30 protein-coding genes and 1 pseudogene are annotated in these 24,129 nt (G+C 69.1%); 9 read left to right on the forward strand and 22 right to left on the reverse strand.

Annotated elements, in window-relative coordinates; all coding sequences use genetic code 11:
* Together ACIKT0_RS01885 and ACIKT0_RS01890 are read right to left on the reverse strand one after the other, a co-directional pair.
* The coding region (locus tag ACIKT0_RS01885) for a sensor histidine kinase N-terminal domain-containing protein (protein ID WP_407103724.1) at window positions 1-623 on the reverse strand (623 nt) is incomplete at its 3' end.
* Between the two features lie 2 nt (window positions 624-625).
* The gene (locus tag ACIKT0_RS01890; protein ID WP_407103725.1) at window positions 626-1,282 is read right to left on the reverse strand and encodes a response regulator; all 657 of its coding nucleotides are present in this window, start codon (window positions 1,280-1,282) and stop codon (window positions 626-628) included.
* A gap of 119 nt (window positions 1,283-1,401) precedes the next feature.
* Here ACIKT0_RS01890 and ACIKT0_RS01895 point away from each other — a divergent pair, with 119 nt between their 5' ends.
* Complete coding sequence (locus tag ACIKT0_RS01895) at window positions 1,402-2,031, forward strand: DsbA family protein (RefSeq protein WP_407103726.1); 630 nt, start codon at window positions 1,402-1,404, stop codon at window positions 2,029-2,031.
* A 14-nt stretch (window positions 2,032-2,045) separates the two neighbouring features.
* Entirely contained in the window at window positions 2,046-2,711 is a 666-nt protein-coding gene (locus ACIKT0_RS01900) for a L,D-transpeptidase (protein WP_407103727.1), read from the forward strand.
* 16 nt (window positions 2,712-2,727) lie between these two features.
* Here ACIKT0_RS01900 and ACIKT0_RS01905 read toward each other — a convergent pair whose 3' ends face one another.
* From ACIKT0_RS01905 to ACIKT0_RS01925, 5 genes are all read right to left on the reverse strand, one after another.
* Window positions 2,728-3,114, reverse strand: coding sequence for a rhodanese-like domain-containing protein (locus ACIKT0_RS01905; protein WP_407103728.1), 387 nt, complete (start codon window positions 3,112-3,114; stop codon window positions 2,728-2,730).
* A gap of 15 nt (window positions 3,115-3,129) precedes the next feature.
* Window positions 3,130-4,035, reverse strand: a complete 906-nt coding sequence (locus tag ACIKT0_RS01910; RefSeq protein ID WP_407103729.1) for an MBL fold metallo-hydrolase — start codon at window positions 4,033-4,035, stop codon at window positions 3,130-3,132.
* A gap of 79 nt (window positions 4,036-4,114) precedes the next feature.
* Window positions 4,115-4,579, reverse strand: a complete 465-nt coding sequence (locus ACIKT0_RS01915) for a DUF6691 family protein (protein ID WP_407103730.1) — start codon at window positions 4,577-4,579, stop codon at window positions 4,115-4,117.
* 3 nt (window positions 4,580-4,582) lie between these two features.
* Entirely contained in the window at window positions 4,583-5,005 is a 423-nt protein-coding gene (locus ACIKT0_RS01920; protein ID WP_407103731.1) for a YeeE/YedE family protein, read from the reverse strand.
* A 4-nt stretch (window positions 5,006-5,009) separates the two neighbouring features.
* Window positions 5,010-5,360, reverse strand: coding sequence for an ArsR/SmtB family transcription factor (locus ACIKT0_RS01925; protein ID WP_407103732.1), 351 nt, complete (start codon window positions 5,358-5,360; stop codon window positions 5,010-5,012).
* 299 nt (window positions 5,361-5,659) lie between these two features.
* Here ACIKT0_RS01925 and ACIKT0_RS01930 point away from each other — a divergent pair, with 299 nt between their 5' ends.
* The 4 genes from ACIKT0_RS01930 (at window position 5,660) to ACIKT0_RS01945 (ending at window position 8,364) form a co-directional block, all read left to right on the forward strand.
* Entirely contained in the window at window positions 5,660-6,463 is an 804-nt protein-coding gene (locus ACIKT0_RS01930) for a tudor domain-containing protein (RefSeq protein WP_407103733.1), read from the forward strand.
* Window positions 6,448-6,918 carry a hypothetical protein gene (locus ACIKT0_RS01935; protein ID WP_407103734.1) on the forward strand — a complete coding sequence of 157 codons (471 nt, stop codon included), beginning with the start codon at window positions 6,448-6,450 and terminating at the stop codon, window positions 6,916-6,918. Before ACIKT0_RS01930 ends, ACIKT0_RS01935 begins: the two co-directional genes overlap by 16 nt.
* A gap of 196 nt (window positions 6,919-7,114) precedes the next feature.
* Window positions 7,115-8,095 (forward strand): helix-turn-helix domain-containing protein, encoded by a 981-nt coding sequence (locus ACIKT0_RS01940; protein WP_407103735.1) that lies wholly within the window; start codon window positions 7,115-7,117, stop codon window positions 8,093-8,095.
* A complete protein-coding gene (locus tag ACIKT0_RS01945; RefSeq protein WP_407103736.1) occupies window positions 8,092-8,364 on the forward strand; it encodes a hypothetical protein in 273 nt (90 codons plus the stop codon). Before ACIKT0_RS01940 ends, ACIKT0_RS01945 begins: the two co-directional genes overlap by 4 nt.
* Here the strand turns inward: ACIKT0_RS01945 and ACIKT0_RS01950 are convergent.
* The 3 genes from ACIKT0_RS01950 to ACIKT0_RS01960 all read right to left on the reverse strand — a co-directional run bounded on the left by ACIKT0_RS01950 (window position 8,348) and on the right by ACIKT0_RS01960 (window position 10,155).
* Complete coding sequence (locus tag ACIKT0_RS01950) at window positions 8,348-8,551, reverse strand: hypothetical protein (RefSeq protein ID WP_407103737.1); 204 nt, start codon at window positions 8,549-8,551, stop codon at window positions 8,348-8,350. The genes ACIKT0_RS01945 and ACIKT0_RS01950 overlap by 17 nt on opposite strands.
* A gap of 116 nt (window positions 8,552-8,667) precedes the next feature.
* Window positions 8,668-9,228 carry a hypothetical protein gene (locus ACIKT0_RS01955; protein WP_407103738.1) on the reverse strand — a complete coding sequence of 187 codons (561 nt, stop codon included), beginning with the start codon at window positions 9,226-9,228 and terminating at the stop codon, window positions 8,668-8,670.
* A gap of 180 nt (window positions 9,229-9,408) precedes the next feature.
* Window positions 9,409-10,155 (reverse strand): DUF4336 domain-containing protein, encoded by a 747-nt coding sequence (locus ACIKT0_RS01960; RefSeq protein WP_407103739.1) that lies wholly within the window; start codon window positions 10,153-10,155, stop codon window positions 9,409-9,411.
* A 253-nt stretch (window positions 10,156-10,408) separates the two neighbouring features.
* On the opposite strand from ACIKT0_RS01960, the gene ACIKT0_RS01965 reads away from it, so the two are divergent.
* Together ACIKT0_RS01965 and ACIKT0_RS01970 are read left to right on the forward strand one after the other, a co-directional pair.
* Window positions 10,409-10,651, forward strand: coding sequence for a hypothetical protein (locus ACIKT0_RS01965; protein ID WP_407103740.1), 243 nt, complete (start codon window positions 10,409-10,411; stop codon window positions 10,649-10,651).
* Between the two features lie 124 nt (window positions 10,652-10,775).
* A complete protein-coding gene (locus tag ACIKT0_RS01970) occupies window positions 10,776-11,846 on the forward strand; it encodes a M42 family metallopeptidase (protein WP_407103741.1) in 1,071 nt (356 codons plus the stop codon).
* A 35-nt stretch (window positions 11,847-11,881) separates the two neighbouring features.
* Here the strand turns inward: ACIKT0_RS01970 and ACIKT0_RS01975 are convergent, their stop codons facing one another.
* Entirely contained in the window at window positions 11,882-12,016 is a 135-nt protein-coding gene (locus tag ACIKT0_RS01975) for a hypothetical protein (RefSeq protein ID WP_407103742.1), read from the reverse strand.
* A 153-nt stretch (window positions 12,017-12,169) separates the two neighbouring features.
* Window positions 12,170-14,101: a PAS domain S-box protein gene (locus tag ACIKT0_RS01980; RefSeq protein WP_474998489.1), complete on the reverse strand. Its 1,932-nt coding sequence runs from the start codon at window positions 14,099-14,101 to the stop codon at window positions 12,170-12,172.
* A 739-nt stretch (window positions 14,102-14,840) separates the two neighbouring features.
* Here ACIKT0_RS01980 and ACIKT0_RS01985 point away from each other — a divergent pair.
* Complete coding sequence (locus ACIKT0_RS01985) at window positions 14,841-15,863, forward strand: fatty acid desaturase (protein WP_407103753.1); 1,023 nt, start codon at window positions 14,841-14,843, stop codon at window positions 15,861-15,863.
* Window positions 15,864-15,914: 51 nt separating this feature from the next.
* Here ACIKT0_RS01985 and ACIKT0_RS01990 read toward each other — a convergent pair whose 3' ends face one another.
* From ACIKT0_RS01990 to ACIKT0_RS02035, 10 genes and pseudogenes are all read right to left on the reverse strand, one after another.
* Window positions 15,915-17,741, reverse strand: a complete 1,827-nt coding sequence (locus ACIKT0_RS01990) for a monovalent cation:proton antiporter-2 (CPA2) family protein (RefSeq protein ID WP_407103744.1) — start codon at window positions 17,739-17,741, stop codon at window positions 15,915-15,917.
* Between the two features lie 182 nt (window positions 17,742-17,923).
* On the reverse strand, window positions 17,924-18,379 hold the full coding sequence (gene rnk, locus ACIKT0_RS01995) for a nucleoside diphosphate kinase regulator (RefSeq protein ID WP_407103745.1): 456 nt from the start codon (window positions 18,377-18,379) through the stop codon (window positions 17,924-17,926).
* 294 nt (window positions 18,380-18,673) lie between these two features.
* Complete coding sequence (locus ACIKT0_RS02000; RefSeq protein ID WP_407103746.1) at window positions 18,674-19,447, reverse strand: molybdopterin-dependent oxidoreductase; 774 nt, start codon at window positions 19,445-19,447, stop codon at window positions 18,674-18,676.
* Window positions 19,444-20,301: a cytochrome b/b6 domain-containing protein gene (locus ACIKT0_RS02005; RefSeq protein ID WP_407103747.1), complete on the reverse strand. Its 858-nt coding sequence runs from the start codon at window positions 20,299-20,301 to the stop codon at window positions 19,444-19,446. The genes ACIKT0_RS02000 and ACIKT0_RS02005 overlap by 4 nt, the downstream gene beginning before the upstream one ends.
* A gap of 97 nt (window positions 20,302-20,398) precedes the next feature.
* A complete protein-coding gene (locus tag ACIKT0_RS02010) occupies window positions 20,399-21,031 on the reverse strand; it encodes a hypothetical protein (RefSeq protein ID WP_407103748.1) in 633 nt (210 codons plus the stop codon).
* Window positions 21,032-21,109: 78 nt separating this feature from the next.
* The gene (locus tag ACIKT0_RS02015) at window positions 21,110-21,730 is read right to left on the reverse strand and encodes a TetR/AcrR family transcriptional regulator (RefSeq protein ID WP_407103749.1); all 621 of its coding nucleotides are present in this window, start codon (window positions 21,728-21,730) and stop codon (window positions 21,110-21,112) included.
* 56 nt (window positions 21,731-21,786) lie between these two features.
* Window positions 21,787-22,065 (reverse strand): hypothetical protein, encoded by a 279-nt coding sequence (locus ACIKT0_RS02020; RefSeq protein WP_407103750.1) that lies wholly within the window; start codon window positions 22,063-22,065, stop codon window positions 21,787-21,789.
* Between the two features lie 40 nt (window positions 22,066-22,105).
* Window positions 22,106-22,315: a hypothetical protein gene (locus ACIKT0_RS02025; protein WP_407103751.1), complete on the reverse strand. Its 210-nt coding sequence runs from the start codon at window positions 22,313-22,315 to the stop codon at window positions 22,106-22,108.
* 104 nt (window positions 22,316-22,419) lie between these two features.
* Window positions 22,420-23,595 (reverse strand): HPP family protein, encoded by a 1,176-nt coding sequence (locus ACIKT0_RS02030; RefSeq protein ID WP_407103752.1) that lies wholly within the window; start codon window positions 23,593-23,595, stop codon window positions 22,420-22,422.
* A gap of 193 nt (window positions 23,596-23,788) precedes the next feature.
* Window positions 23,789-24,129 (reverse strand): annotated as a pseudogene (locus tag ACIKT0_RS02035) (nitric oxide dioxygenase); the annotation flags it as partial.

The raw sequence follows: 24,129 nt of genomic DNA on the forward strand, positions 1-24,129 counted from the left end.
ATTTCGGAGGGCGCGGCCCCTGCGTCGACCGGGCTCATGTCTTCCGCGTCCCGGCGCCCGAGCTCCGCGGCGATGCGGCCGAGCGGTCTCAGGCCGCGGCCGACGGTCATCCAGATCACGACGCCGAGCAGCGGCAGGATCAGCGCGGCCGGCCACAGCAGTCCCTTGATGAGGTCGGCCACGAGGCGCTCGCGGAGGCTCAGGCGGTCTCCGACGAGGACGCGGATGCCCTTGGCCTCGTCCTCGACCGCATAGACCCGCCAGAGCTCGCCATTGACGGTCTGCTCCGAGAACCCGGTGCCCCGTTCGGCCAGCCTCTGCTCCGGCGCGCCGCTGGAGCGGGCCACGAGGCGGTTGTCCAGAGACCAGATCTGGCAGGAGAGCTGCCGCTCGTAGCCGCCGAGGTTCGGCAGGTCGCGCGCCGGGCCGCCTTCGGGCGGTCTCGCCACGTCGCTCGAGGCGACGAGCGACGACACCATCCGGGCCGCCTCCTGAAGCCGGGTGTCGAGCACATGCTCGACCTCCTGCCGGGCGCCCACATAGATCCACGCGGCCGCCATCAGCCACAGCGCGCCGGTCGCGACGACGAGGGCGGCGAACAGCCGGACGCGGAGCGAGCCCATCATCACCCCGCCATGCGGTAGCCGAGCCCGCGCACGGTCTCGATCGTCTCGCGGCCGAGCTTGGCCCGCAGATGATGGACGTGGACCTCGACGGCGTTGCTTTCGATCTCCTCCTGCCAGCCGTAGAGGCGATCTTCGATCTCTGTCCGGGAGGCGATCGCGCCGCGGCGTTCCATGAGGGTCGACAGGACCGCGAACTCCCGCCGCGACAGGGGCAGGGGCTTGCCCGCGCGGGTCGCCGTCAGCGTCGCCGGATCGATCACAAGGTCGCCCCAAGCGATCGTGGAGGCCGCGCGACCCGCGCCGCGCCGCGCGATCGCGCGGATGCGGGCCGAGAGCTCATGGAGATCGAAGGGCTTGCCGAGATAATCGTCAGCGCCGGCGTCGAGGCCGTCGACGCGGTCCGCGGTCTCGTCGAGCGCCGTCAGGAGCAGGATCGGCGTGTGGTCGCCTTTCGCCCGCAAGCCCTTCAGAAGGTCGAGACCGGATCCGTCCGGGAGCATTCGGTCGAGCACCACCGCGTCGAACGAGCTCGTGGCGAGCGCGGCCTCCGCGTCCGCGCGGGTGGAAGCGGCGTCCACGGTCGCGCCGGCGAGCGCAAGGCCGACCCTCAGCCCGTCCATCAGAAGCGGATCGTCCTCGACGACCAAGATCCTCATGTTCCGGCTCCCGCCTTCCGTCGCCACGCCTGTCGGGTGGCCCCGCCAGCTTAAGGCTGACTTAAGCTGGCCGCCGATCCTCGCGACCTCCAAGCACACGGTCGGAGGTCTGTCCCCGCATGTTCCTGAAGTCCATTCTCCGGAGCGCCGCTCTTTCGCTTGCGTTGGCGGGCCTCGCGGCGACGTCGGCCAGCGCGGATGATCCGAATCTCACCCACGAGATGATCGTCAACGATCCCGCGGCGCCCGTGATGGGAAACCCGAAGGGCGACGTCACGATCGTAGCCTTCCTCGACTACAACTGCCCGTTCTGCAAGAAGTCCGCGCCTGAGCTCGAGAAGCTCGTGAAGAAGGACGCCGGGATACGGGTCGTCTTCAAGGATTGGCCCATCCTCACGCCGGCGTCCGTGTACGGCGCGAAGCTCGCCCTCGCGGCCAGGTATCAGGGCAAGTACCACGAGGCGCACGGCGCGCTGATGGCGATCCCCGGCCGCAGGATCCCCGAAGACAGGATGCTGGCGGCGATCAAGGGCGCAGGCGTCGACGTCAAGCGCCTCGAGGCGGATCTCAAGGCCAACGAAGCCGAGATCGCCGAGCTGCTGAAGCGCAACGACGCGCAGGCGCGGGCGCTTCGTCTCCAGGGCACGCCGGTCTATCTCGTCGGGCCGCTGCTGGTCGCGGCGGCGCCCGACTACGACCAGTTCAGGGACGCGGTCGCCGAGGCGCGCAAGCGCGCGCAGAAATCCTGACGGGGCCCGGCGACATGAGCTTTTCGACCTTCTCGCGGCGGGGCGTGATCATCGCCCTGCCGATGCTGCTCGGGGCCTGCGCGGCGACGCCCCGCCCGGCGCGGACCATCGCGGCGTCCCCGGGCCCCGCGATCGATCCGGCTGACGCCGCGCGCTACGGCGGCAAGCCCGGCGAACCTTTCGCCGTCCAGCCCGTCGACCTGAAGAAGATGGATCCCCGGCTGCTCCGGCAGGAGGTCGACTTCCCGACGGACCAGCCGCCCGGGACCATCGTCGTCGATCCGCGCCAGCGCTTCCTCTACCTCGTCCAGGAGAACGGAAAGGCGCTGCGATACGGGGTGGGCGTGGGCAAGGCCGGGCTCGAGTTCCAGGGCTCGGCGTCCGTCCAGCTGAAGCGCGAGTGGCCCCGCTGGACGCCGACGCCCGACATGATCAGGCGCGAGCCCGAGCGTTACGGCCCCTGGAAGGCCGGAATGGAGGGGGGCGCCCAGAACCCGCTCGGAGCGCGCGCGCTTTACCTGTTCAAGGACGGCAGGGACACGCTCTACCGCATTCACGGCACCAACGAGCCGCGCACGATCGGCAAGGCTGTCTCGTCCGGATGCATCCGGATGCTGAACCAGGACGTGATGGACCTTTATGACCGCGTCCCACGCGGCGCCAAGGTCGTGGTTCTGTAAGCCGGCCGTCTGGCGGTCACGCTCTGCGGATCGGCACGCCGGCGCGCTCGAGCTCCGCAAAGCCGCCAGCCACATGGGCGACCTTGGAGAACCCCATCCGGCCGAGCGTCTCCGCCGCGAGCGCGGAGCGCGCGCCTGACCCGCAGTAGAGCACGAGGGTCGCATCCGGCGAGAGCTCGGCCCTGTGGCTGGGGCTCGCCGGGTCGGCCTGGAACTCGAGGAGCCCTCGCGGAACGTGGACCGCGCCCTCTGCGACGCCGGATCGGGCCAGTTCCTCCTGCTCGCGGAGATCGACCAGAACCGTTCCGGGCTCGCGGACCAGCTTCGCCGCCTCCTCGCCGGACACCGTCCGCACCGCCGCGTTCGCGGCCCGCACCAGATCCCGGGCTGAGGTGATGGTCATGACGTCCTCCCTTGTTCAGTCGTCCCACGCCGCGTCCGGGAACGCGTCGAGCGGGATCTTGAGGTAACGACGGCCGTCCTCTTCCGGTTCGGGCAACCGCCCGCCGCGGATGTTCACCTGCAGCGCATGCAGGATGAGCTTCGGCATGGCGAGCGTGCGGTCGCGCGCCTCGCGCAGCGCCACGAAGCTCTCTTCGGTGGTCGCCTGCGTGAGATGGATGTTCTCGCGCTTCTGAAGCCCAACCGTCGACTCCCAGCGCGGTTCGCGACCGCCCGGCTGGTAATCGTGCCCGGTGAACACGCGGACGCCGTCCGGGAGGGCGAGGATGCGCTGAATGCTCCGCCACAGATCACGCGCGCTGCCGCCGGGGAAGTCGGCTCTCGCGGTGCCGCCGTCCGGCATGAACAGCGTATCGTGAACGAAGACCGCGTCCCCGATCAGATAGGCGACGGACGCAAGCGTGTGCCCCGGCGTGAACATGACCTCGACGGCGAGGTCGCCGATCCGGAACGTGTCGCCGTCGGCGAACAGCCGGTCCCACTGCGAGCCGTCGGCCGGGCAGCATCCTTCGAGATTGTAGATGCCCTGCCACAGCTTCTGCACGTCCGTCACGCGCTCGCCGATCCCCGTGGGAGCGCCGGTCCGGTCTTTCATATAGCCGGCCGCCGAAAAATGGTCGGCGTGTGGATGGGTGTCGAGGATCCACTCGATCCGAAGGCCCTCCCGCTCGATGAAGCGCAGGATTTCGTCGGCCGAGCGGGTCGCCGTCCCGCCGGACTTTGGATCGAAGTCGAGAACGGGATCGATGACCGCGCACGCCTTCGTCGCCGGGTCGGCCACGACGTACTGGATGCTGAAGGTGCGCTTGTCGAAGAAGCCGGTGACCTGCGGTCGTCCAGGGGCCTGACGGGCCTGCGTCATGTTGGAGATCCTTTCCTGGGACGGGCGTCAGGCGCGGGGCGGGATCCGGACCTAGCCGGCTGAGCTGGGGCAGGAGCGGTCACGCGTCGTCGCTCCGCATGTCCGCTGCGACGCTCGCTCGCGGGACTTCAGCCGGCGCGGGGAGAAGCCGGTGCAGCGCCATCCCGGCGACCATCGCCGCCACGAAGGGGAGGACCGTCGCCGGCGCCGTCACGGCGTCGACGAGGGCAGGGCCCGGGCAGAGGCCCACCAGGCCCCAGCCGAGCCCGAAGATCGCCGCTCCCGCCGCCAAGCGGCCGTCGAGGTCGCGCCGGGCGGGGATCTCGAACCGCTCCGCCAGAAGCGGGCGGGCGACGCGGCGGGCGAGCAGCGAGCCGAGCGCCGCCGTCGCGACGGCTCCGAGCATCACGAAGGCAAGGCTCGGATCCCACCGGCCGGCGACATCCAGAAAGCCGAGGACCTTGGAAGGGTCGGCCATGCCCGAGATCAGCAGGCCGGCGCCGAACAGCAGGCCCGCCATCGCGGCGGGAAGGAGAGGGACCATCGATCAAGCTCCCAATAGGTGGCGCGCGACGAACACGGTCAGGACCGCCGTCGCCATGAACACGCCCGTGGCGACCAGAGACCGGCGCGAGCCGCGGGCGAGGCCGCAGACCCCGTGCCCGCTCGTGCAGCCGGAGCCGAGACGGGATCCAAACCCCACGAGCAGGCCCCCGAGCAGGAGGAGCGTGAAGGGAGCGTCGATCACGACCTCCGGAAGCGCCATGCCGAAGGCCGCCAGAAGCGGACCCGAGGCGAGCAGCCCGCCAAGAAAGGCGAACCTCCAGCCGGAGCCCTTCCTGAACGAAGAGGCCGCGTCCAGGATGCCGCTCACGCCGGCGATGCGTCCGTTGGCGAGCAGCAGCAGGGTCGCCGAAGCGCCGATCAGAACGCCGCCGGCGACCGCCGGAATGACTGTGAATGTCCCCATCGCCTTAGTCCTCGCCATCCGTCATCGCGGTCTGCGCGGGCCGAGCCGCCTGCGGCCCGCAGAACAGATCGTGGAGCGTGGCGAACAGCCGCTCGATCCGGGGATCGGAGATCCGGTACCAGAGGGTCTGGCTCTCCCGCCGGTAGCCCACGACGCCCTGCTCCCTCAGGATCGAAAGGTGCTGGGAGACTGCGGAGCTCGACAGGCCGACCGCCTCCGCGAGATCGCCGACGTTCGCCTCTCCGCGCTCCACGAGCCTGCACAGGATCACCAGCCGCCGCTCGTTCGCGATGGATCTGAGAAGCCCCGCGACCTCGACCGCCCTGGGTTCAAGTTCTTCGGAAAGGGTCGGCATCGCTGGCTCCTGTAATTAAGAGCTATCTAATTTAGCAAAATCTAAAATACAAGCTGGCTGGCTGAAAGAGGCGGGGCCTGCGAGACGCGCAGAAAGCGAGGGAACGGGTCAGATCCGGGCCCCTCCGGACGGTCTGGATGACGTCAGGCCGCGCCCTCGCGCCGCAGCGCTCCGGGGATGCGGCGTGACGCTGCCGTTCAAGGCGGTGAGACATCCGTGCAAGGGAGGGCGACGGCCCTCGTGCTAACCGCGATCCAGCAGCGGCGCGTCGCCGCCGCGCCCTATCACGGAGCTTCACCATGGCCGATCTCGCCGACGCGGGCCGCGCTTTGGCGCGCATGATTTCGGCCGGAGCGCTGCTCGCGGCGTTCGCCGCGATCTCGCCGGCGGCCGCCCAGAGCCCGGCCGACAGGAGTTTCACTCTCGCCAACGACCAGAGCAAAGCCATCCGCGACTTCCGGGTCGTCAACCGCGACGGCTCCTGGTCCGGCAACTGGCTGAAGACGGCGGTGCCGGGCTTCGGCAGCCGCGGCCTTCGCTTCAAGGCCGACCGTCCCTGGGCCTGCGTCCTCGACACCCGCGTCGTGGTCGACAGCGACGCCATGCGGGGCGAAGCCGTGTTCGAGCAGCGGGTGAATTTCTGCGGACTTACGACCATCAGGGTGAGCGAGAACGGCGTCCGGACCGACCGCGACGGGCGGTCCCGCTCGCCGGAGCGATCCTTCGACCGCGATCCTCCGCGCCGTGGACCGGACGATGGCTATCGCGCCCCGAGCCGGGCGTCCGAGGGGCCCGACTTTCGCGTCGGCGACCAGGTGCTCGGGCGCTGGCGCGGCGGCGAGCATTGGTATCCCGGCGTGGTGGATTCGATCTCGCGGAGCGACGTGACGATCCAGTACGACGACGGGGACCGCGAGACGGCTTCGTTCCGGCAGGTGCGGGCCTATAACTGGCGTCCGGGCCAGCGCGTCGAGTGCAACTGGAAGAACGGCGGAACGTGGTATTCCGGCCGGATCATCGCCATCGAGGGTGATCGCCTCAGCATCAACTATGACGACGGCGACCGTGAGCGCACCCGGACGAGCAAATGCCGCTCGCGCTGAAGCGTTCGGTCGTCCGGGGCGTCGCGGCGGCAGCAGTCCTGGCCGCCGCCCCGGCGTTCGCCGGAGCCTCGCCGCCTGAAGGACTGACCATCGCGGTCGAACTGTCGCCGAAGGCTCAGAGCCGTCTCGCCGAGCTTGGCGAGGGGATCGTGGCCAGCGCCTTCTACTTCGGGCCGCCGGCCAAGGGAGCGGCCCGACGCGTCTCGCCGAGCGGCCAAGTGGAGGTCCCGCTCGACGAGATCGCCGTCCAGCCGCGTGGCGTCACGCGCATACCGGCCGCGCCCGCGGACGCCCGGCGCTGGATCGCAGGCGAGCCGCGGATCAACGTCAACCTGTACACCGCGCGCCGGAAGAGCGCCGACAACCTGCTCGATTGCGCGCCGTTCGAGGGGGCGGTCCCGAAGGCGGCCGATTGGCCGGTGCGGATGGCCTGCAAGCTCATCGGCGAGGATTGATCGGCGGGACGCGGAAGGGCCGACGGCGACTCGCGGAGAAGTGATCAAACGCTCCGGGAGGAAAGATCCGGTGTTTTCCTCCTAGAGCCTCAGCGGCTCCGCCGCGGACCACACGCGGAGCGAGCGGCGTCAACGCGCTGCATCTGTGGAACTACGTATATTCCGCCGGAGCTCACCCCGGTTTGGTGCCGGCTAAATGTCGGCTCTTACTCCACCGGGTCCCCCCGGGCTTTCCCTGCAAGGCTTCTCGACCGACGCTCTCCCTGCGGGGCAGCGGCATGAGGCCTGGGCGCAGCGCGACTGGCCAAGTCTGGCACCGGCCTATCGCTGCACCCCCCTTGAGCCGTTCGACGTCGCTTCCGAGAGGCTCCAGCTAGACGGCATCACGATCCAGTTCGCCGAAGTGACGGGTCAGAGCTGGGTGCGCGACGCCTCGATGATCAAGTCGTGGACGCCGGACTGTCTGCTGATCGCGGTCACGGTCGAGGGCGGGGCCCGAGGCGAGTGGGGGCGCGTGAGCGCCCGGACCGGGACGGGCAGCATTCAGTTCGCGGATCTCACCCAGGCGTCGTCGCATGTATCGAGCGCCAGCAAGACCATCGCGATCGCGGTTCCCCGCGAGATAGCGGCCCGCCGGGGCCTCGTTGTCGAGGCGCTGCACGGCGTCGCGACGCGGTCGGCCGCAGGCTCCCTTCTCGTCGCCCATCTGCTGGCGCTGCGCGAAGCCGCGCCCGGGATCCCGAAGAGCAGCGAGCAGATCCTGGCGCGCGGCGTGCTGGATCTGATCGTGCTCGCGGCCCAGTCCGCAGGACAGGCGTCAGAGCCGGAGGCAAGCCCGCGAGGACTGTCGCTCATGGCGCGTGGGGCCATCGAGCGGTCGCTGGGCTCGCCCACCCTCGGCCCGGCTCGGCTTTGTCGGAGCCTCGCGATTTCACGCTCGACCCTGCACAGGCTGTTCGAGCAGGAGGGCGGCGTCCAAGCCTATATCCGCCGCCGCAGGCTCGAAGCCGCGCGCGCCGCGCTGGAGGAGCCGGGGTCCGACGAGCCGATCCGCGCGATCGCCGACCGGCTGGGCTTCAGCGACGCCGCGCATCTCAGCCGGCTGTTCCGCAGCCGGTTCGGCTTCAGTCCGAGCGATTGCCGCGCCGAGGCGCGTCGCGGGCGGACCGGAGCGTGACCCTTCTCGCCGTCGTGCTCGTCGCTGCCGCAGTGGCGTTCGCGCTCTGCGCCCTGACACGGGTCTCCGCCATCCTGACGGCGGCGCTGCTCCCGCTGCTCGCCGCAGGCGGGGCGTTCCTAGCGATCACGGTCTTTCCGTCCGGCGGCTCGACCGAGCCGATCGTCGCGCCGATTGCGGTGAGGATGAACAGCATCGGCACGACGATCGGCTCGACGCTCGGCGCCTGGCGGCGGCGGGCCGCCGCCAGGGCTATCGGCAGCGTTTGAGCTCGAAAGGGCCGTCGGCGGTGTTGAGGCGCATGCGGTCGGGACCGAGGCGCTCCACGGCGCTCGCGTGGCGCTCGCCGTCCTCCTCCGTGATGAGCTGGCCGTTCTTCAGCCGCCAGCGGCCCGAGCCGCCATTGAGCGAGCCGTCGCGGGAATAGGTGGCGGCGGCGGGATCGCAGCCTTCCACGCCCCACGCTCCCACAAGAAAGTCCGTTGTGACGGCGGGCGCCGCGAACGAGGGAGCCGCGGGACACAGCATCGCCGTCGCGACGAGCGCGGACCGAATGGGGCGACCGAGGGCGCTCATCGCGAGTGGCACCAGGCGGAGGTGGTGCGCTCGACGCCGCCATTGTCGTAGCGGATCGTCATGGCGGTGTTCGCTCCGGGCACGTCCAGCCGCTCGATCCGAGCGGGCACGATGGGGGCGCCGGGGCGGCGTCCGGGGAAACACCACACCCGGTCGCCGTTCCGCCAGTCATAGGGGCGCACCTGCCAGGCCGGACGGCGCTCGGTGAGGCTGCTCGCATAGAAGACGGTCAGCGTGTCGCCGTCGATCCGCGTCACGACGCCCGGGAAGTAGCGCGGTCCGCCCGCCGAGCGCGCCAGCACGCTCTGGCCGACATGGAACCGGCCGGGTCTGCGCTCCTCGCGGTAGCCGGGGCGCTGGCCATAACCCTGCCCGGGCCCCTGACGCTCCCGGTAGCGCTCGCCTTGCGGCCTCCCTTCACCGCGATACTCGCGTTCATAATATTGCGCTGGTTGCCATCCCGCCGACGGGGAGCTCTGCGCGGCCACGGCCGAGGGGGCGGCGATCGCGCAAAGCGCGGTCGCGTTCGCAAGCCAGCGAACAAAGCGTCTCATCATCGTCTCGAACTCCTGAGGCGCGGGGCGCCGAATGGCGAGAGGATGATATCGGCAGCGGGGTCCGATGACGTTGAACAGGCATCCCGCCGCTTTGAACGGCCGTGTCACGCGCCGATCGGCGCCGGCGGAGCGTCGGAGGCCGCTTCGCCCGTTTCAGGCGCTCGGCCTAGGGCTGAAGCCTCAGCCGGTCAGCCACCGAAGGGCGCGCCGCAGACGTTCGGCGCCGTTCGATTCGAACCACCGGCCATGCGCGAAGATGACCCGTTCAGGCGCGAGATCGACGAGGCGGCGGGCCGCCTCGGCGGCGGCGCTCCTTCGGGCGTTGATGGCGAACCGCAGGTGCAACGGCGTCTTGCCGTCCGGAGCCATCGAGCCCACCAGCCGCAGCAGGGGCCGAGCCAGGCGGCTCACCTTCTCGGGCTCCAAGTTCTGGATGAGGTCCGTCAGGATGAGGCTGGACGTCGGGCGATGGAAGAACGCGACTTCCTTGAAGCCGAACCCGCCCGGCACGACGACCTGATCGATGTCGCCGGCCCATGCCGCCGGCGCCGCATCCCCGAGATCATGGTCGAGGATGACGCCTGATTTCCTGACTTGCGCACGCTGGCGCAGGCCGGGAGCGGCCCAGCTGACCGCGCCCGGACAGCGGTTCCGCCAATCCTTCAGGAACGCCCAGTGGACCACGTTGGGCGCGACCAGGTGCCGGATGGGGCCGAGCTTCTCGATTTCGACCCTAAGGGCTTCGTCGTACTGCGTGGGGGAGTGCAGCCAGACGTCGCCATTCGCCAGCCGCACGACGGTCATTCGCACCGGGATCGGCAGTCCCGCGGCGCGAAGCGGCCCGCCGTCGACGAGCCAGAGATTGTCAGCCACCGGCTTCAGGACATCGAGCGGCGGATAGACGGAACTCATCTCACTCGCGGTCATGTGATCTCCCGAGCGCGTCCTGCTGCGACCAGCGTGCCGGCGGCAGAACACGCCGCCGCCCGAACCGTTCCCCACGCGTCGGCTTCGGGCGGCGCGATGAGGCTCTTGGTCCGGTCGGCTGTGGAGTCATGCGCGTCTTCGGCGATCCCGCGCCGGAGTGGGCGAACTGCTGCCCGCGGGCGGGGCTGGAGAAGGGGAATCCGAGGCGGAACCAACAGCTTATGGCGGATGTTGAAGGCGCCTGGGAGGACCCATGCAACCTGGGCTGTCGCGAACTGAACGAGAGGTGCTGACCGGCCTCGCCTTTGGCGATCGCCGCCTGATCTGGGACGGAGCCACGCTCCATAGCCTTTCTTGCCGGGGGTTGGCGGAGTGCCGGCTCGACGGCTGGGCGATCACGTCGTCCGGTCGCCGCGCGCTGCACGAGATGGAGACCCGGACCGTCCTGGACGGCCAGGCTCTGATCTCGAGGATCGCGCCGAACAAGGCGCCCTGATCTCACGGCAGAGACAGCGCTCCAGGCGGCGGCCGCGCTCGACCTTCTGAGCTGACGAACCGATCGACGGCTTCGGCGCTTTTTGCTTGAACGGCGCCGTATCGGTCGCAACCAGGAACCTCGCATGCGGCAAGAGTCCCTCGACTTTCTCAAAGACCTCGTGGCGGCGCCCTCGCCGAGCGGATACGAGCAGCCGGCGGCCGCGGCCTTCCGGGGCTATGTCGAGCGCCATGCCGACAGGGTCACGACGGACGTGCACGGCAACGTGACGGCGGCGCTCAACCCCGGCGCCGAGATGAGGATCATGCTGGCCGGGCACATGGACGAGATCGGCTTCGTCGTTCACCACATCAGCGACGAAGGCCTCATCTACTTCAGCCCGATCGGCGGCCATGACAGCGTCATTCCCGTGGGCCAGAGGGTCTGGGTGCACGGCAAGGAGCGGGTCGCCGGCGTGGTGGGCCGCAAGGCGATCCACCTTCTCGACCCCGAGGAGCGCAAGAAGAAGCCCGAGCTCAAGGAGCTCTGGATCGATGTCGGCGCCAGCTCGCGCGCCGAGGTCGCGGAGCTGATCGAACTCGGCGACGTCGCGACGTTCCAGTACGAGTTCCAGCACCTGCTGGGCGACCGCGCGACCGCCCGCGCCTTCGACAACAAGGTCGGCTGCTTCGTGGTCGCCGAGACGCTGCGGCTGCTGCGCGAGGAAGGCGGCCTTGACCCGAGCGTGGGGGTCTACGCCGTCGCGACCGTGCAGGAAGAGATCGGCTCAAGAGGCGCCAGAACGTCGGCCTTCGCGATCGGCGCGCAGACGGGGCTGGCCGTCGATGTCGGGCACGCGGTGGACTATCCGGGCGTGAGCAAGGCGCGGCTCGGCCAGTGCGACATCGGCGGCGGACCGATGATCTCGCGGGGAGCGAACACGAACCCCGTGGTGTTCAGGCTGCTCACCGAGGCGGCTAAGGAGCACGCGATCCCGTACCAGATCGGCGTTGCGGCGGGGGCCACCCCGACGGACGCCGGACCGATGCAGCTGAACCAGGCCGGCATGGCCACCGGGCTCCTGAGCGTCCCGCTGCGCTACATGCACACCCCGTGCGAGCTGCTGAGCCTGAAGGACGTCGAGGACTGCGCGCGCCTGATGGCCGCCTACTGCAGGCGCATCCGGCACGACACGGACTTCACGCCCCGCAGCTGAGATCGGGTCGCCGCCCAAAGCGGCGCCGGCCGGGCTCAGCGGATCATGCCGGCCGAATGCGGAACGGATCGGTCGATCGTGGCCTGCTCGCTGCGCGTCAGCGGGCGGGACGGGCCCGACGCGCAAGCGGCCAGGCTCGCCGCCACCAGGATCCAACTCAGTATTCGCATGCGCCCAACTCCCGATGCGGAACCGCTCTCGGCTGTAAGACCCGGCGCAGCCCGATTGTTCTGCGCAGGGTGACGTGACGCGCGCGAACGCGGATCCGTCAGGTTCGCCGAGGCCCTGGCGCGGCAGCGCGGACTCGCTTCCTTGCGCCTGTCTCAGCGCTCTTCGATGATCGACCGGATGCGCGACGCGAGCTTGTCCATCGGAAACGGCTTGCTCATCACCTGCATCCCCGGCTCGAGGTGCCCGTTCGCGACAGCCGCGTTCTCCGCATAGCCGGTGATGAACAGGATCTTGAGATCGGGCCGATGCAACCGGGCCTTGTCCGCCATCTGCTTTCCGTTCATCCCGCCCGGAAGCCCGATGTCCGAGATCAGCAGGTCGATCTTGACGTCCGACTCCAGCACCTTCAGCCCGGAGGCCGCGTCCGCGGCCTCGATCGACTGGTAGCCGAGCTCCGCAAGCGTGTCTCCGACCAGCATGCGAACCGTCGGCTCGTCGTCCACGACGAGAACCGTCTCTCCGGCCTCGGCCCGCGGCAGCTCCCTCGGCGCCTCGTCGCCGTCGACCTGCGCGGGCTTGCCGCCCGTGTGCCGCGGCAGATAGATCTTCACCGTGGTGCCGCGGCCGACCTCCGAGTAGATCCGGACATGGCCGCCCGACTGGCGGGCGAACCCATAGATCATGGAAAGACCAAGCCCGGTCCCCTTCCCGACAGGCTTCGTGGTGTAGAAGGGGTCGAAGGCGCGGGCGACGACTTCGGGCGGCATGCCGGTTCCGTTGTCGGTCACGCAGATCGCGATGTACTGGCCGGCCGGCACGTCGCGCTCGATCGCGCCGACCTGATCGATCCAGGTGTTCGCCGTCTCTATCGTCACCCGGCCGCCCTCCGGCAACGCGTCACGAGCGTTGATGGAGAGATTGAGGATCGCGTTCTCGAGCTGGTTGGGGTCGCAGAAGCAGGGCCACAGGCCGGCCGCCAGCACGGCTTCGATGGCGATGTTCGGTCCGACGGTGCGCCGGATCAGTTCTTCCATGTTCGAGACGAGCCGGTTGGCGTCGACCGCCTTCGGCTCCAGCGTCTGCTGGCGGGAAAACGCGAGAAGCCGGTGGGTGAGCGTCGCCGCCCGGGACGCGGCGCCCTGCGCGGCGGTGATGTAGCGCTCCAGCTCGTTGATGCGGCCCTGCGCGAGACGAGCCGCCATCAGGTCGAGGCTGCCTGTGATTCCGGTCAGCAGATTGTTGAAGTCATGCGCGAGCCCGCCGGTGAGCTGCCCGACGGCCTCCATCTTCTGCGACTGGAACAGCGCCGCCCGGGAGCGCTCCAGCTCCAGTTCGGACTCCCGCCGTTCGGTGAGATCACGGGTGACCTTGGCGAAGCCGATGAGCTCGCCGCTCTCGTCCCGGATAGCGTCGATCACCACGCTCGCCCAGAAGCGGCTCCCGTCCTTGCGCTGCCGCCATCCTTCGGCCGTGAAGCGTCCCGCGCGCCTGGCGGTCTCCAGCGCCCTCGAGGGCGTCCCCGCCTCGCGATCCTCCGGCGTGTAGAACCGCGAGAAATGCTGTCCGACGATCTCGTCGGCCGCATAGCCCTTGATGCGCTGGGCCCCGGTGTTCCAGTTCGTGATCAGCCCGTCCGGGTCGAGCATGAAGATGGCGTAGTCCGTCACGCCCTGGACGAGAAGGCGGAACCGGCGCTCGGTCTCGAGAGCGGCGAGGCTCGCCTCGCGATGCTCCGTCATGTCGCGGGTGACCTTGGCGAAGCCGACGACCCTGTCGCCCTCGCGGATGGCGTCGACCACGACCATCGCCCAGAAGCGGGTTCCGTCTCTGCGGACGCGCCATCCTTCGCCGGCGAAGCGGCCTTCCTCGAAGGCGCGCTTCAGGACCTTCTGAGGCAGGCCGGCCTCGCGGTCCTCGGCGGTGTAGAACCGCGAGAAGTTCTGGCCGATGATCTCCTCGGCCGCGTAACCCTTGATCCTCTGCGCGCCAGGGTTCCAGCTCGAGACGTTCCCCTGGGGGTCGAGGATGTAGATCGCGTAGTCGACGACCGATTGCACCAGCTGCTCGTAGGCACTGGCGTCCAGCCGTCTTGTTCCGACCTGTCTGGTCAAGGCTGCACCGTCAGGGCGTATGCGCCTCGGCCGAGGAACCCGCCCGCCCACCGTCGCCGTCTCATACGTTCGCCCCCCGCGGACGCGTCATGCGAAGCTTTCGATCCGCCCTGCCGCTGCGCATGTGACATCCACGTGAAGCGGCGTTTAGCCTACTCTAGGGCGTTGCGGAACGGAGCGTAGGGATCGCCGAACGCATTGGCGGCCCCGGGGGCCTGTCAGGGGCGTCTCCGGACTGCTGCTTCGCCATCCGCTCGCGCCGGAAACACCAGGGTCCGGCCGAATGGCCGTGATTTTCGCCAACACCTTCGTCGCGTGCTATGGTTGGTCGTTCAGGTGAAGAATGGCCCAGCTCAAGGCCGGCGAGCCAAGGGGCGACCGCGATTGAAATCGCTCTGGGCTGAAACTGCGAACTGCTTCTTCGACCCTGCGGATCTGCCTCCGCGGGGTTTTGTGTGGGGCGCATGTTTCGCGCCAGCCAGCTTCCTCACCATTTCGGCGCAACGCTGTGGATCGTCGTCGGCGCCGAACGCGCGGGCGGCGTGACAAGACGTTGCGCGCCGGACGGCCGGCGGCCGAGAGGCTGTCCGGGCACGGCCGGAAGGTCGTCAATCAGGCTCATCAAGCACGCGGGGCCGAGCGGCGCCCTGCTCGATGTTCTTCCACATGATGCGGCCAGCCTCGCGCCAGCCGCAGAGAGCGAATGGGAATGATGAACGAGCACGTCGAGGCTCCGCAAACGGACGTCAACGCCCTCCGGCGGAAGCTTCGAGATTATGTGCAGCCGCACACCGCTCGCAGCGTGTACGAAGTCGGCATCACCGTCGCGCTGTTCGCGCTGACATGGGCGGTGATGGCCGTCGCGCTGCAGCAGGGGCTCGTGTGGCTCTATCTTCTCGGCGTCGCTCCGGCCGCGCTCTTCCTCGTAAGGCTGTTCCTCGTCCAGCACGATTGCGGCCACGGCTCGTTCTTCAAGAGCCGCGCGGCGAACGACTGGACCGGTCGAGTGATCGGCGTCCTGACCCTCACCGATTATGACCACTGGCGGCGCAGCCATGCCGTGCACCATGCGACCTCGGGCAATCTGGATCATCGCGGCGTCGGCGACATCGACACCCTGACGGTGTCGGAATATCGCGCGCGATCCCGCTGGGCGCGCCTGCGCTACCGCGCCTACCGTCATCCCCTGGTGATGTTCGGCCTCGGCCCCGGCTACGTCTTCATCCTCCAGGGCCGGCTTCCGGTCGGCTTCATGCGCAAGGGCCCGGCTCTCTGGATCAGCACCATGGCGACCAACGCGGCGATCGTGCTGCTTACGGCGCTGATGATCTGGATCGTCGGCGCCGAGCGCTTCTTCCTGATCCAGATACCAGTGTCGCTGCTGGGCGCGTCGATCGGGGTCTGGCTGTTCTTCGTGCAGCACCAGTTCGAGGGAACGCATTGGCGGGCGGACGACGCCTGGAACGTCTCCGAGGCGGCGTTGCACGGCAGCTCGCATTACGACCTGCCTGGTCCCCTGAAGTGGCTGACCGCCCATATCGGCGTCCATCACGTCCATCACCTGTCCAGCCGGATTCCCTATTACCGGCTGCCCGAAGTGCTCCGCGACTTTCCAGAGCTTCGGAACGTCGGTCGCCTCACGCTCGGTCAGAGCCTCAGATGCGTGCCCCTGACGCTCTGGGACGAGGCGAACCAGAGGCTGATCTCGTTCCGTGAGTTTCGCCAGGCCGCCTGAGCATCGGGCCTCGCGGCCCGCGACGGCCTCTGGCCGAGCGCGAGCGGACGCTTAGGAGGGGAGGGCCGCCGTCTCTCCGCCGGCCGCCGGCTTCTGATCGATGATCCTGCCTTCCTTCCGCGGCCTGGTCAGCGGCGCCGGGACAGGCGCGTTGCCCTTCAGCAGATCGATGCCTGAATGCATGTCGCCCGCGATCTGCAGGTCGAGCCGCTCGGCGTCGCGGCGCCGGACATCCTCCCTGACCTCCGCGGCCTCGTCTTCCGGCACGCCAAGCGTGACCAGCGCCGCCTCGCCGAAGCTCATCGCTGACTCGAAGGTTTCGCGGATCTGGAAGTCGACGCCCGTTCGGATGAGGTCGATCGCGTGCCCGCGGTCGATGGCCCTGACCAGCAGCTTGGCGAGCGGGAACTCGTGCTTCACGAGCTCGACGATCTTCTCCGACGTCTCCTGCTTGTCGACGCAGACGAGGATCGCCCGCGCTTCGCCCGCGCCGGAGGCGTGAAGCGTGTCGAGCCGCGTGCCGTCGCCGTAATAGACCTTGTAGCCGAAGGTGGCCGCCGCCTCGATCATCTCGACGTCCTTCTCGATGATTGAGATGTCGAAGCCGCGGGCGAGCAGCGACTGGCTCGCGACCTGCGCGAAGCGGCCGAAGCCGATGACGAGAACCTGGCCGGTTAGGCCTTCGGCCGCGTCGACGCCCTCCAGAGACTGTTTCGTCTGCGGCATGAGCCGCTTCAGCGCGAGCGCGGTAAGCGGCGTCAGCGCCATCGAGAGGATCACGACCGCGGTGAAGATCGCGTTGGTGGGCGCGTCCATGACGCCGACCGCCGAAGCCGCCGAATAGAGCACGAAGGCGAATTCGCCGCCCTGCGCGAACAGGGCGACGCGGTCGATCCCCTCCCGGTTCGAGGAGCCGAGCGCCCGGGCGACGGCGAAGATCGCGGCGCCCTTCACGGCGGTGAACAGCGCCGTGAAGCCCAGGATGGTCGGCCAGTGCGCGACGATCGCCGAGAGGTCGAGCGACATGCCGACTGCGAGGAAGAACAGGCCGAGCAGAATGCCGCGGAACGGTTCGATGTCAGTCTCGAGCTGGTGGCGGAAGGTCGATTCCGACAGCAGTACGCCGGCGAGGAAGGCGCCCATCGCCATCGACAGGCCGCCCACCGACATCAGCAGGGCCGAGCCGAGCACGACGAGCAGCGCGGCGGCCGTCATCACCTCGCGGGCCTGGGACCGGGCGAGGATGCGGAACATCGGGTTGAGAAGGTAGCGCCCGGCGAGCACGAGCCCCGCGATCGCCCCGAGCGCGACGCCGATCTCAAGGAGCCGGTCGGACGACGTCTCGCTCGCCTGCGACGGCGCGATGAAGGCCACGATCGCGAGCAGCGGCACGATCGCGAGGTCTTCGAGCAGCAGGATCGAGACGGCCTTCTGCCCCTGCGCCGTCGAGGTCTCGCCGCGTTCGTCGAGCATCTGCATGACGACGGCGGTGGAGGACAGAACGAAGCCCATCCCGGCGACGAAGGCGACGCGCAGGTCGAGACCCGCGAGATGTCCGACCAGCGTCAGCAGCGCGCCGCTCGCGATCACCTGGCCTGCGCCGAGGCCGAAGATCTCGCGTCTCAGTCCCCATAGTCGCGAGGGCTGCATCTCCAGCCCGATCACGAACAGCAGCATGATGACGCCGAATTCGGCGATGTGCAGGATCGTGGCGGGATCGGAAAACAGACCGAGCCCGAACGGGCCTATGATGAGGCCGGCGGTGAAATAGCCGAGCACCGAGCCGAGGCCCAGCCGCTTGAAGATGGGCACGGCGACGACGCCGGCCCCCAGCAGGGCTACTATCTGAACAAGCTCGCCCTGGCCCGCCGCCGCCATCAACTTATCCCCGATCCGCTGGTCCCCCGCTTCCTTACGACGCGACCGGGGCCCAGCGCGATCTGGAGCCTTCACAAAATGCTGAAGCGGGGCTCGGCGATGGCCGCGGAGCGGGGCATCGCCGCCGGGGCCTTATGCTGGACGGAAGCCCGTCCAGCATCCTTCCGCTGAAAGCGTGGCGTTCAACCTGCCTGCGCGTGCAGGGCCGGCCGGTCCTTGTCGGCCGCGGCGAGAAGCGCGTCGTTCTGGATGACCGAGATCACGAGCAGCCGCTTGAGATCGCCGGACAGCGACGTCCACGGCATGGTCTGGCCCGGAGACAGGCCGAGCAACGCCGTTCCGATCGGGGTCAGGACAGAGACGCGGCCGGCGTCGATGTCCGCCTCTCCGGGATAGACGAGCGTCACGGTCCGGGGGGCTGCGCCTTCGATCTGGTAGGTCACCACCGAGCCCATCCGGACCGAATCCTCCGGCAAGCGGTGATCGGCGACGAGCTTCGCCCGGGCGAGCTCGATCTGGAGCTCCTCTGCGGCTTCCGGATTGCGGCGCTCGATCGTCTGGGCGAGCGTCGAGAGGCGATCGTGGTCGGTCTGCGACAGGACGATCTTGGGCTTGCGAGTGGGCGTGGTGGCGGACATGGCTATTCCCGATGCGCGGGTCGCCCGCCAGGGCGACGAGCTCGGCGGGTCGATCAGATCAGATGGATTGTGGTGAAGCGGATTGAGGCGGCCGCACGGGCCCGGCGGTCGGAGCTAGATCCGACCGCGCTTAGAGGCCTGCGATAGGGAAGCGTCGGCCGGGCCGGCGCAGGGCAGCTGGATTCCTCATCATCCCCATCAAGTAGGAGCGGGGGGAGGATCGGTCAACTCCGCGGGCCCCCGCCGCGCGGTTGCAGCCTCGCGGCGGACGGTCGGCGGGCCGGCCGAAGCTCCTCATATCCCGGCATACCAATCATAGCCGCGGTCCTCCCAGTAACCCCCGGCGCCGCCGCCGAGACCCGCATAGCTGTCGACGATCTCGATGCGCATGAGGTACTTGGCGTGCTTGTAGCCGAGCTGGCGCTCGACCCGCAGGCGCAGCGGCGCGCCGTGGCCGATGCTGAGCGGCTGGCCGTTCATCGCGTAGGCCAGGATCGTCTGCGGGTGGAAGGCGTCGACGAGGTCGACGCTTTCGTAATACTGGCCGCTCCCGTCGAGGGTCTTCTCCAGCTCGTCCGCGCAATGGAAGACGGCGTACCGCGCTGAAGATTTGAGGCCGACTGTCCTCAGCAGCCCTCCGAGCTGAACCCCGGTCCACTTGCCGATGGCGCTCCAGCCCTCGACGCAGTCATGGCGGGTGATCTGGGTCCGGGCCGGCAGAGACTTGAGCTCCGCGAGCGACAGCGCCTGAGGCCGGTCGACAAGCCCGTCGATCTTGAGCCGCCAGTCTGCGAACCCGCCCTCGGCGAGACGCGCGTACTGCTCGCTGTCGGGCGCGCTGGTGCCGTTGACGCGGAAGGTGGGCGAGATGTGGGCTTCGGAGAACTCCCGCGCCAGAGCGTCTCTGCCCTGAAGCAGCCGCTGGATCTTCATCGTGAGCGGCTCGGCGGAGCGGAGAACGGCGTCCGCCGTGTCGTTCTGCTCCAGCAGGTCGCCGCCCGAGAGGGCGAGGGCGCTTGCGCCGAGACCGCCGCCGACCAGAAGGCGACGGCGCGTGAGACCGGTCATGCGCTGGGCCTTTCGCGCCTGACGGCGTAACGGCCCGTGATCATCGAACGCATGTTGTTCCATGGTCCGGAGAGCACGACCATGGCGACGTGAACGACGACGAAGGCGACGAGCAGCGACGCGGTGATGAAGTGGATCGTCCGGGCGGACTGCCGGCCGCCGAACAGGTCTGGAAGGAGCGGGAAGGCCGCGTCGGCGCCGGGCGACATGGTCAGGCCGGTCAGGACCATCAGGGGCAGCAGGCCTGCGATGACGGCGACATAGGCGAGCTTCTGCAGGGCGTTGTAGCGCCGGGCCTGGTCGCCGGAGGGGAAGCGCAGGCGCGCATGATCGACGATCTCGCGCCAGAGATGGCGGGGCGTGAGCTCCTGCGGCTCCGGCGCCAGATCGCGGCGAAGATGGCCGCTCAGGAGGCCGGAGCCGAGATAGATCAGGCCGTTCAGGACGAAGATCCACGCGAAGAAGAAATGCCAGCGCCGGCCGGAGGCGAGGTCCTGGTAGGACGGAAGGGTGAGCCAGTCGGGGAAGGCGCGCGCCGTCCACTCGCCGTCGGTCTTTGACAGGCCCAGCACGCCCGTCGTCGGAACCGAGAGACCGGCGATCTTCACGAGGCCGCGCGGCTCGCCTCCGCTCTCGCTTGCGGCGATCTCAAGGACCGCCGGGTCCGCGTCAGCGCCGTACTGGCCCCAATGCAGCCGCGGGTAGGCGTTGAAGATCTGAAGCCCGCTCATAAGCAGCACGCCGAGGCACAATGCGTTCAGCCAGTGCGTCAGGCGCGTCGCCAGGGAGTGGCGCCGGATGAGGACGGTCGCTCGCGGCCCCGTCGCCTGCGGGTCCAGGGTTTGCTCGGTCATCGATCTGTCCTGAGGTTCGGTTCGCGCTCAGCGCGGCGCGCATGATCCACCGGCCTGGCGGGGGGACGGGGGGCGCCAGGCCGGTGGCGTCGCCGGCTCACATCGGCGGAACGACGCCGTTGGCGCCGACGACGATCCGCTGCGCGCTGATCGCGCCGCCCGCATCCTTCTCGGCCGGCACGAAGACCATCGCGTCGGGCTTGAGGTCGGCCGCGGTGGCCGGCGCGAGGGTGACGACCGGGGTGCCTTCCGGGACCGCGATCTTCTTCTCCTTGCCATGGTAGGTGACGGTGACGGTTCGTCCGTCCACCCCCTTGACCGCGTCCGCGACTGTGGCGTTGGTCATGGTGCTGTTGGGCTTGAGGTCCCAGCCGTAGCTGCCTTCGCCGAGCCCCTTCATGGCCGGCGGGAAGATCAGGACCTCGAGCGCGCCGTCGCCGCCGGCCTTCGCCGGAAGCGAGGCGATGCCGACATAGTCGCCGGGCTTAACGTCCGTCAGGGACATGCGGGTGACGCTCGACACGGTCCAGCCTGAGGCGAGCGCCACGTCGACGGTCTCGCCCTCGCGGGTCTTCACCTTCAGGGACTGCCCGTCGAAACTGACGATCGACCCGCGCACCCGAACCGGATTCCCCTTCGCGCCCTCGGCGAAAGCGGATGAGCCCACGCTCGCGCCGAGCGGCAGGCTGACGACCACGGCGATGAGCGCCGTGGCGAGTTTCTGAAGCATCTGATTTCCTTTCGACCTACTGATAGGTAGTCTCAGCGCGCAAAGGTTTGTTCGGCGCGCTACGGAGCGTTTGCCGCCTCAGGCGCCGGGCGACGCCGCCTGCTTGAGGGGCTCACCGGGATCGGCCACGAGCCTGTCGATCAAAGGCGTGACGATCGCCCTGAACACCGCGTCGTCGCCATAGGCGCGCGCCGACAGCATGGCGCCGTGAACCGCCGCCATGAAGACTTCCGCCTCGGAGCGGGCGTCGCCTGAAAGCTTGAGGCGGCCCTGCTTCGCGCCTTCCTCGATGACCGAGGTGAGCCAGTTCGACAAGGCGCGGAAATGCGCCCGGACCTCGACGACGACCTCGGGCGGCAGGACAGGTATCTGGCTCGCAAGCAAGGCGCAGACGCAGAAGGCGTTCGCCGGATCGCGGACGCATTCGGACCAGTATCCGGCATAGGCCCGAAGTCGATCCACCGGATCCGGATGATGGCGGTCCAGCGCGGCCATCCCGGCCGCGGCCTCCTCGATATGCCGCGCCACGACGGCGCGGACGAGGTCGACCTTGCTGGGAAAGTGATGATGGATGCTGGCCTTTCGAATGCCGACCACTCCGGCGATGTCGGCATAGCTGAAGCCGTTATACCCCCCGCCGATTATCAGGGAGCGCGCGCATCGGAGGATCTCGTCGGACGTGCTGGTGAGATTGGCCATACGGTAACCTACTAACTAGTAGGTTGGTCGTCAAGCGCCGGCGCTGCTCATGGCCGTCACGTGCGGTTCTCCTTGCCGCGCCTGTCCGCGAGACGGCTCCGCGCGCCGCGCATACGGAACAGGAGCCGATGCTCGGCGAATTCGCGCTCGGCGCGGAGATCGGCCAAGTCGCGCTCGAGCAGTTCAAGCCTTGCGTCGGACCCCGCGACGTCCGCGCCGACCCGCTGCAGCAGCGCTCTGTGAAACGCCAGTTCGAGCGCCCGCCTCTCGCCGTGGCTGACGCGCACCCGCGCCCGGTCCAGCGCCTCGCGGAGCTCTTCGATCATTTCGCCCATGGCGGCTCGCTCGACGCGTTCACTCCTGCCCTCCGCGCCGTCAGGGCGCCTTCGGAAGGTCCTGCTGCGCGCGGGGCTTGACCGGCGTCTCGGCGTCGGGGGACGACGGAACCCCGTGATCGCCGATATACGCGATGAGGACGCTGAAGAGGACGAGGACGATCCCGGCCACCATGACGACCGTTCCGAGCGGAAACTTTCGCTTCCGCCGGGTTTCGGCGCCTGAAGTCGAATGGTCCCGGATGGTCATGAAACTCGCGTCGCTTGATCCCGGAGAGTGCTTGCAAAGGTCCGGGGGACGCGGAAAGTTCCGCGCTGGCGCACCCGACGCGGAGCACGGAGGCAGGCCGCCGTTCAGGCCGCGGCCTGGTCGGAGCGGCGCGTCCGGCTGAGCAGCAGGGCGGCGATCAGGTCCGTCTGGGTGACGATGCCGATGAGCTGGCTGTGACGGTCGACGACCGGCAGATGATGAAGGCCGGCGGTCGTCATCAATCTCACCAGATCGGCGAGCGGCGTCTCCGGCGTGGCGGTCTTAGCGGGCGAGGTCATGACCTCGCGGACGACCGAGCCGGGGGCCGTGCCGTTCAGCGCGCTCAGGCGCAGGCGATGCGCGAGGCTCAGGCGCGGGCCCTTGGGGCCCCAGGCGACCTTGTCGAGCAGGTCCGTCTGGGTGAGGATTCCGATCACCCGCGCATTGTCGTCCGTCACCGGCAGCGCCTTGACGTGGTGCCGCCGCACGATGTCGAGCGCTTCGAGGAGCGGCGTCTCGGGCGATATCCCGATCACGTCCCGGGTCATCACGTCGGCGCAGGTCAGCTCCCCTGAGCGGCGGCGCAGCGCCCGCACCTCCGCGCGCCGAAGGATCATCTCCAGATCGCCGCGGTCGACGTCGAGCAGCACGTCGTGCTCGGCGAGCGCCGCGTCTATGTCCTCCGAGCTGAAGCCGAGGCGCACGCTTTCCGGCGGCTCGTTCTCGCGCGGAGCGGACGTCGCTACGCTGCGATGGGGGTAGGTGCGGCCGGTCAGGTTGTTGTAGGCGACCGCGGAGGCGAGCAGCAGGATCGAGTTCGCCAGCACCGGCCACAGCACGAATCCGTAGCCGAGCTGGCTGATCGCCGGACCGCCGACCACGGCCGTGAGCGCCACTGCGCCGCTCGGCGGATGGACGCAGCGGAGCGCGAGCATGACGGCGATCGCGCCGCTGACGCCGAGCGCGGCGGCGAGGAACAGGTCGGGCACGAATCTGGCGGCCGTGACGCCGATCACCGCCGCCACGATGTTGCCGCCGATCAGCGACCATGGCTGCGCCAGGGGGCTCGACGGAACTGCGAACAGCAGCACCGCCGAGGCTCCCATCGGGGCGATCAGCAGCGGCAGATGCGCCGCCCCCCCGCCCACCAACGCGGAGCTTGCGAAGCCCGTGATCGCGATCCCGAGCAGCGCGCCGAACGTGGCGCGAAGCCGTTCCGTCCGGCTGACCGGGGCGAGCGAAGGCGCAAGGCGCCGCATGAGTTCCGCGAGCGGGGGCATCGCTCCTCCTGGGGATCGCAGGCAGAGAGCCTACGCGGCGCGAGAACGGCGTGTGGCCGGATGGTCATCGGGCGCCGGCGCGGCCGGGCGCTGGACGGCTTCTGGAGAGCTCAGGCGGCGAGCAGTTCGTCGGCGGGCCCGAAGAACTCGTAGTGGATCCGCGACGGCGGCACGCCGTGGCTGACGAGCCCGTTCACGAAGGCGCGCAGGAAGGCGCGGGGCCCGCACAGGAAATAGTCCGCGTCGCCAACGGGGTGTGGCGGGCGAGCCAGTCCGGCGTGACCAGACCGGCTTCGTCATAGGCATCGCCCTGCACGTCCTGCGCGCGCGGCTTCTCGTAGAAGAAGGTGGTGCGGATGCGGCCGCCGGAGGCCTTCGCCAGCGCCCGCACTTCGTCGCCGAGCGCGTGGGTCGCGCCCGACATCGCGCCATGGACGAAGTGGACCGCATGGCCGGCGCCTTGCCGGGCGAGCGCGCCCAGCATGCTGACCATCGGGTCAGGCGATGAATTAGCCGTCATCGCCGCTGATCTGA

The sequence above is a fragment of the Hansschlegelia beijingensis genome (assembly GCF_045505405.1).
GTDB classification, from domain to species: Bacteria; Pseudomonadota; Alphaproteobacteria; order Rhizobiales; family Methylopilaceae; genus Methylopila; species Methylopila beijingensis_A.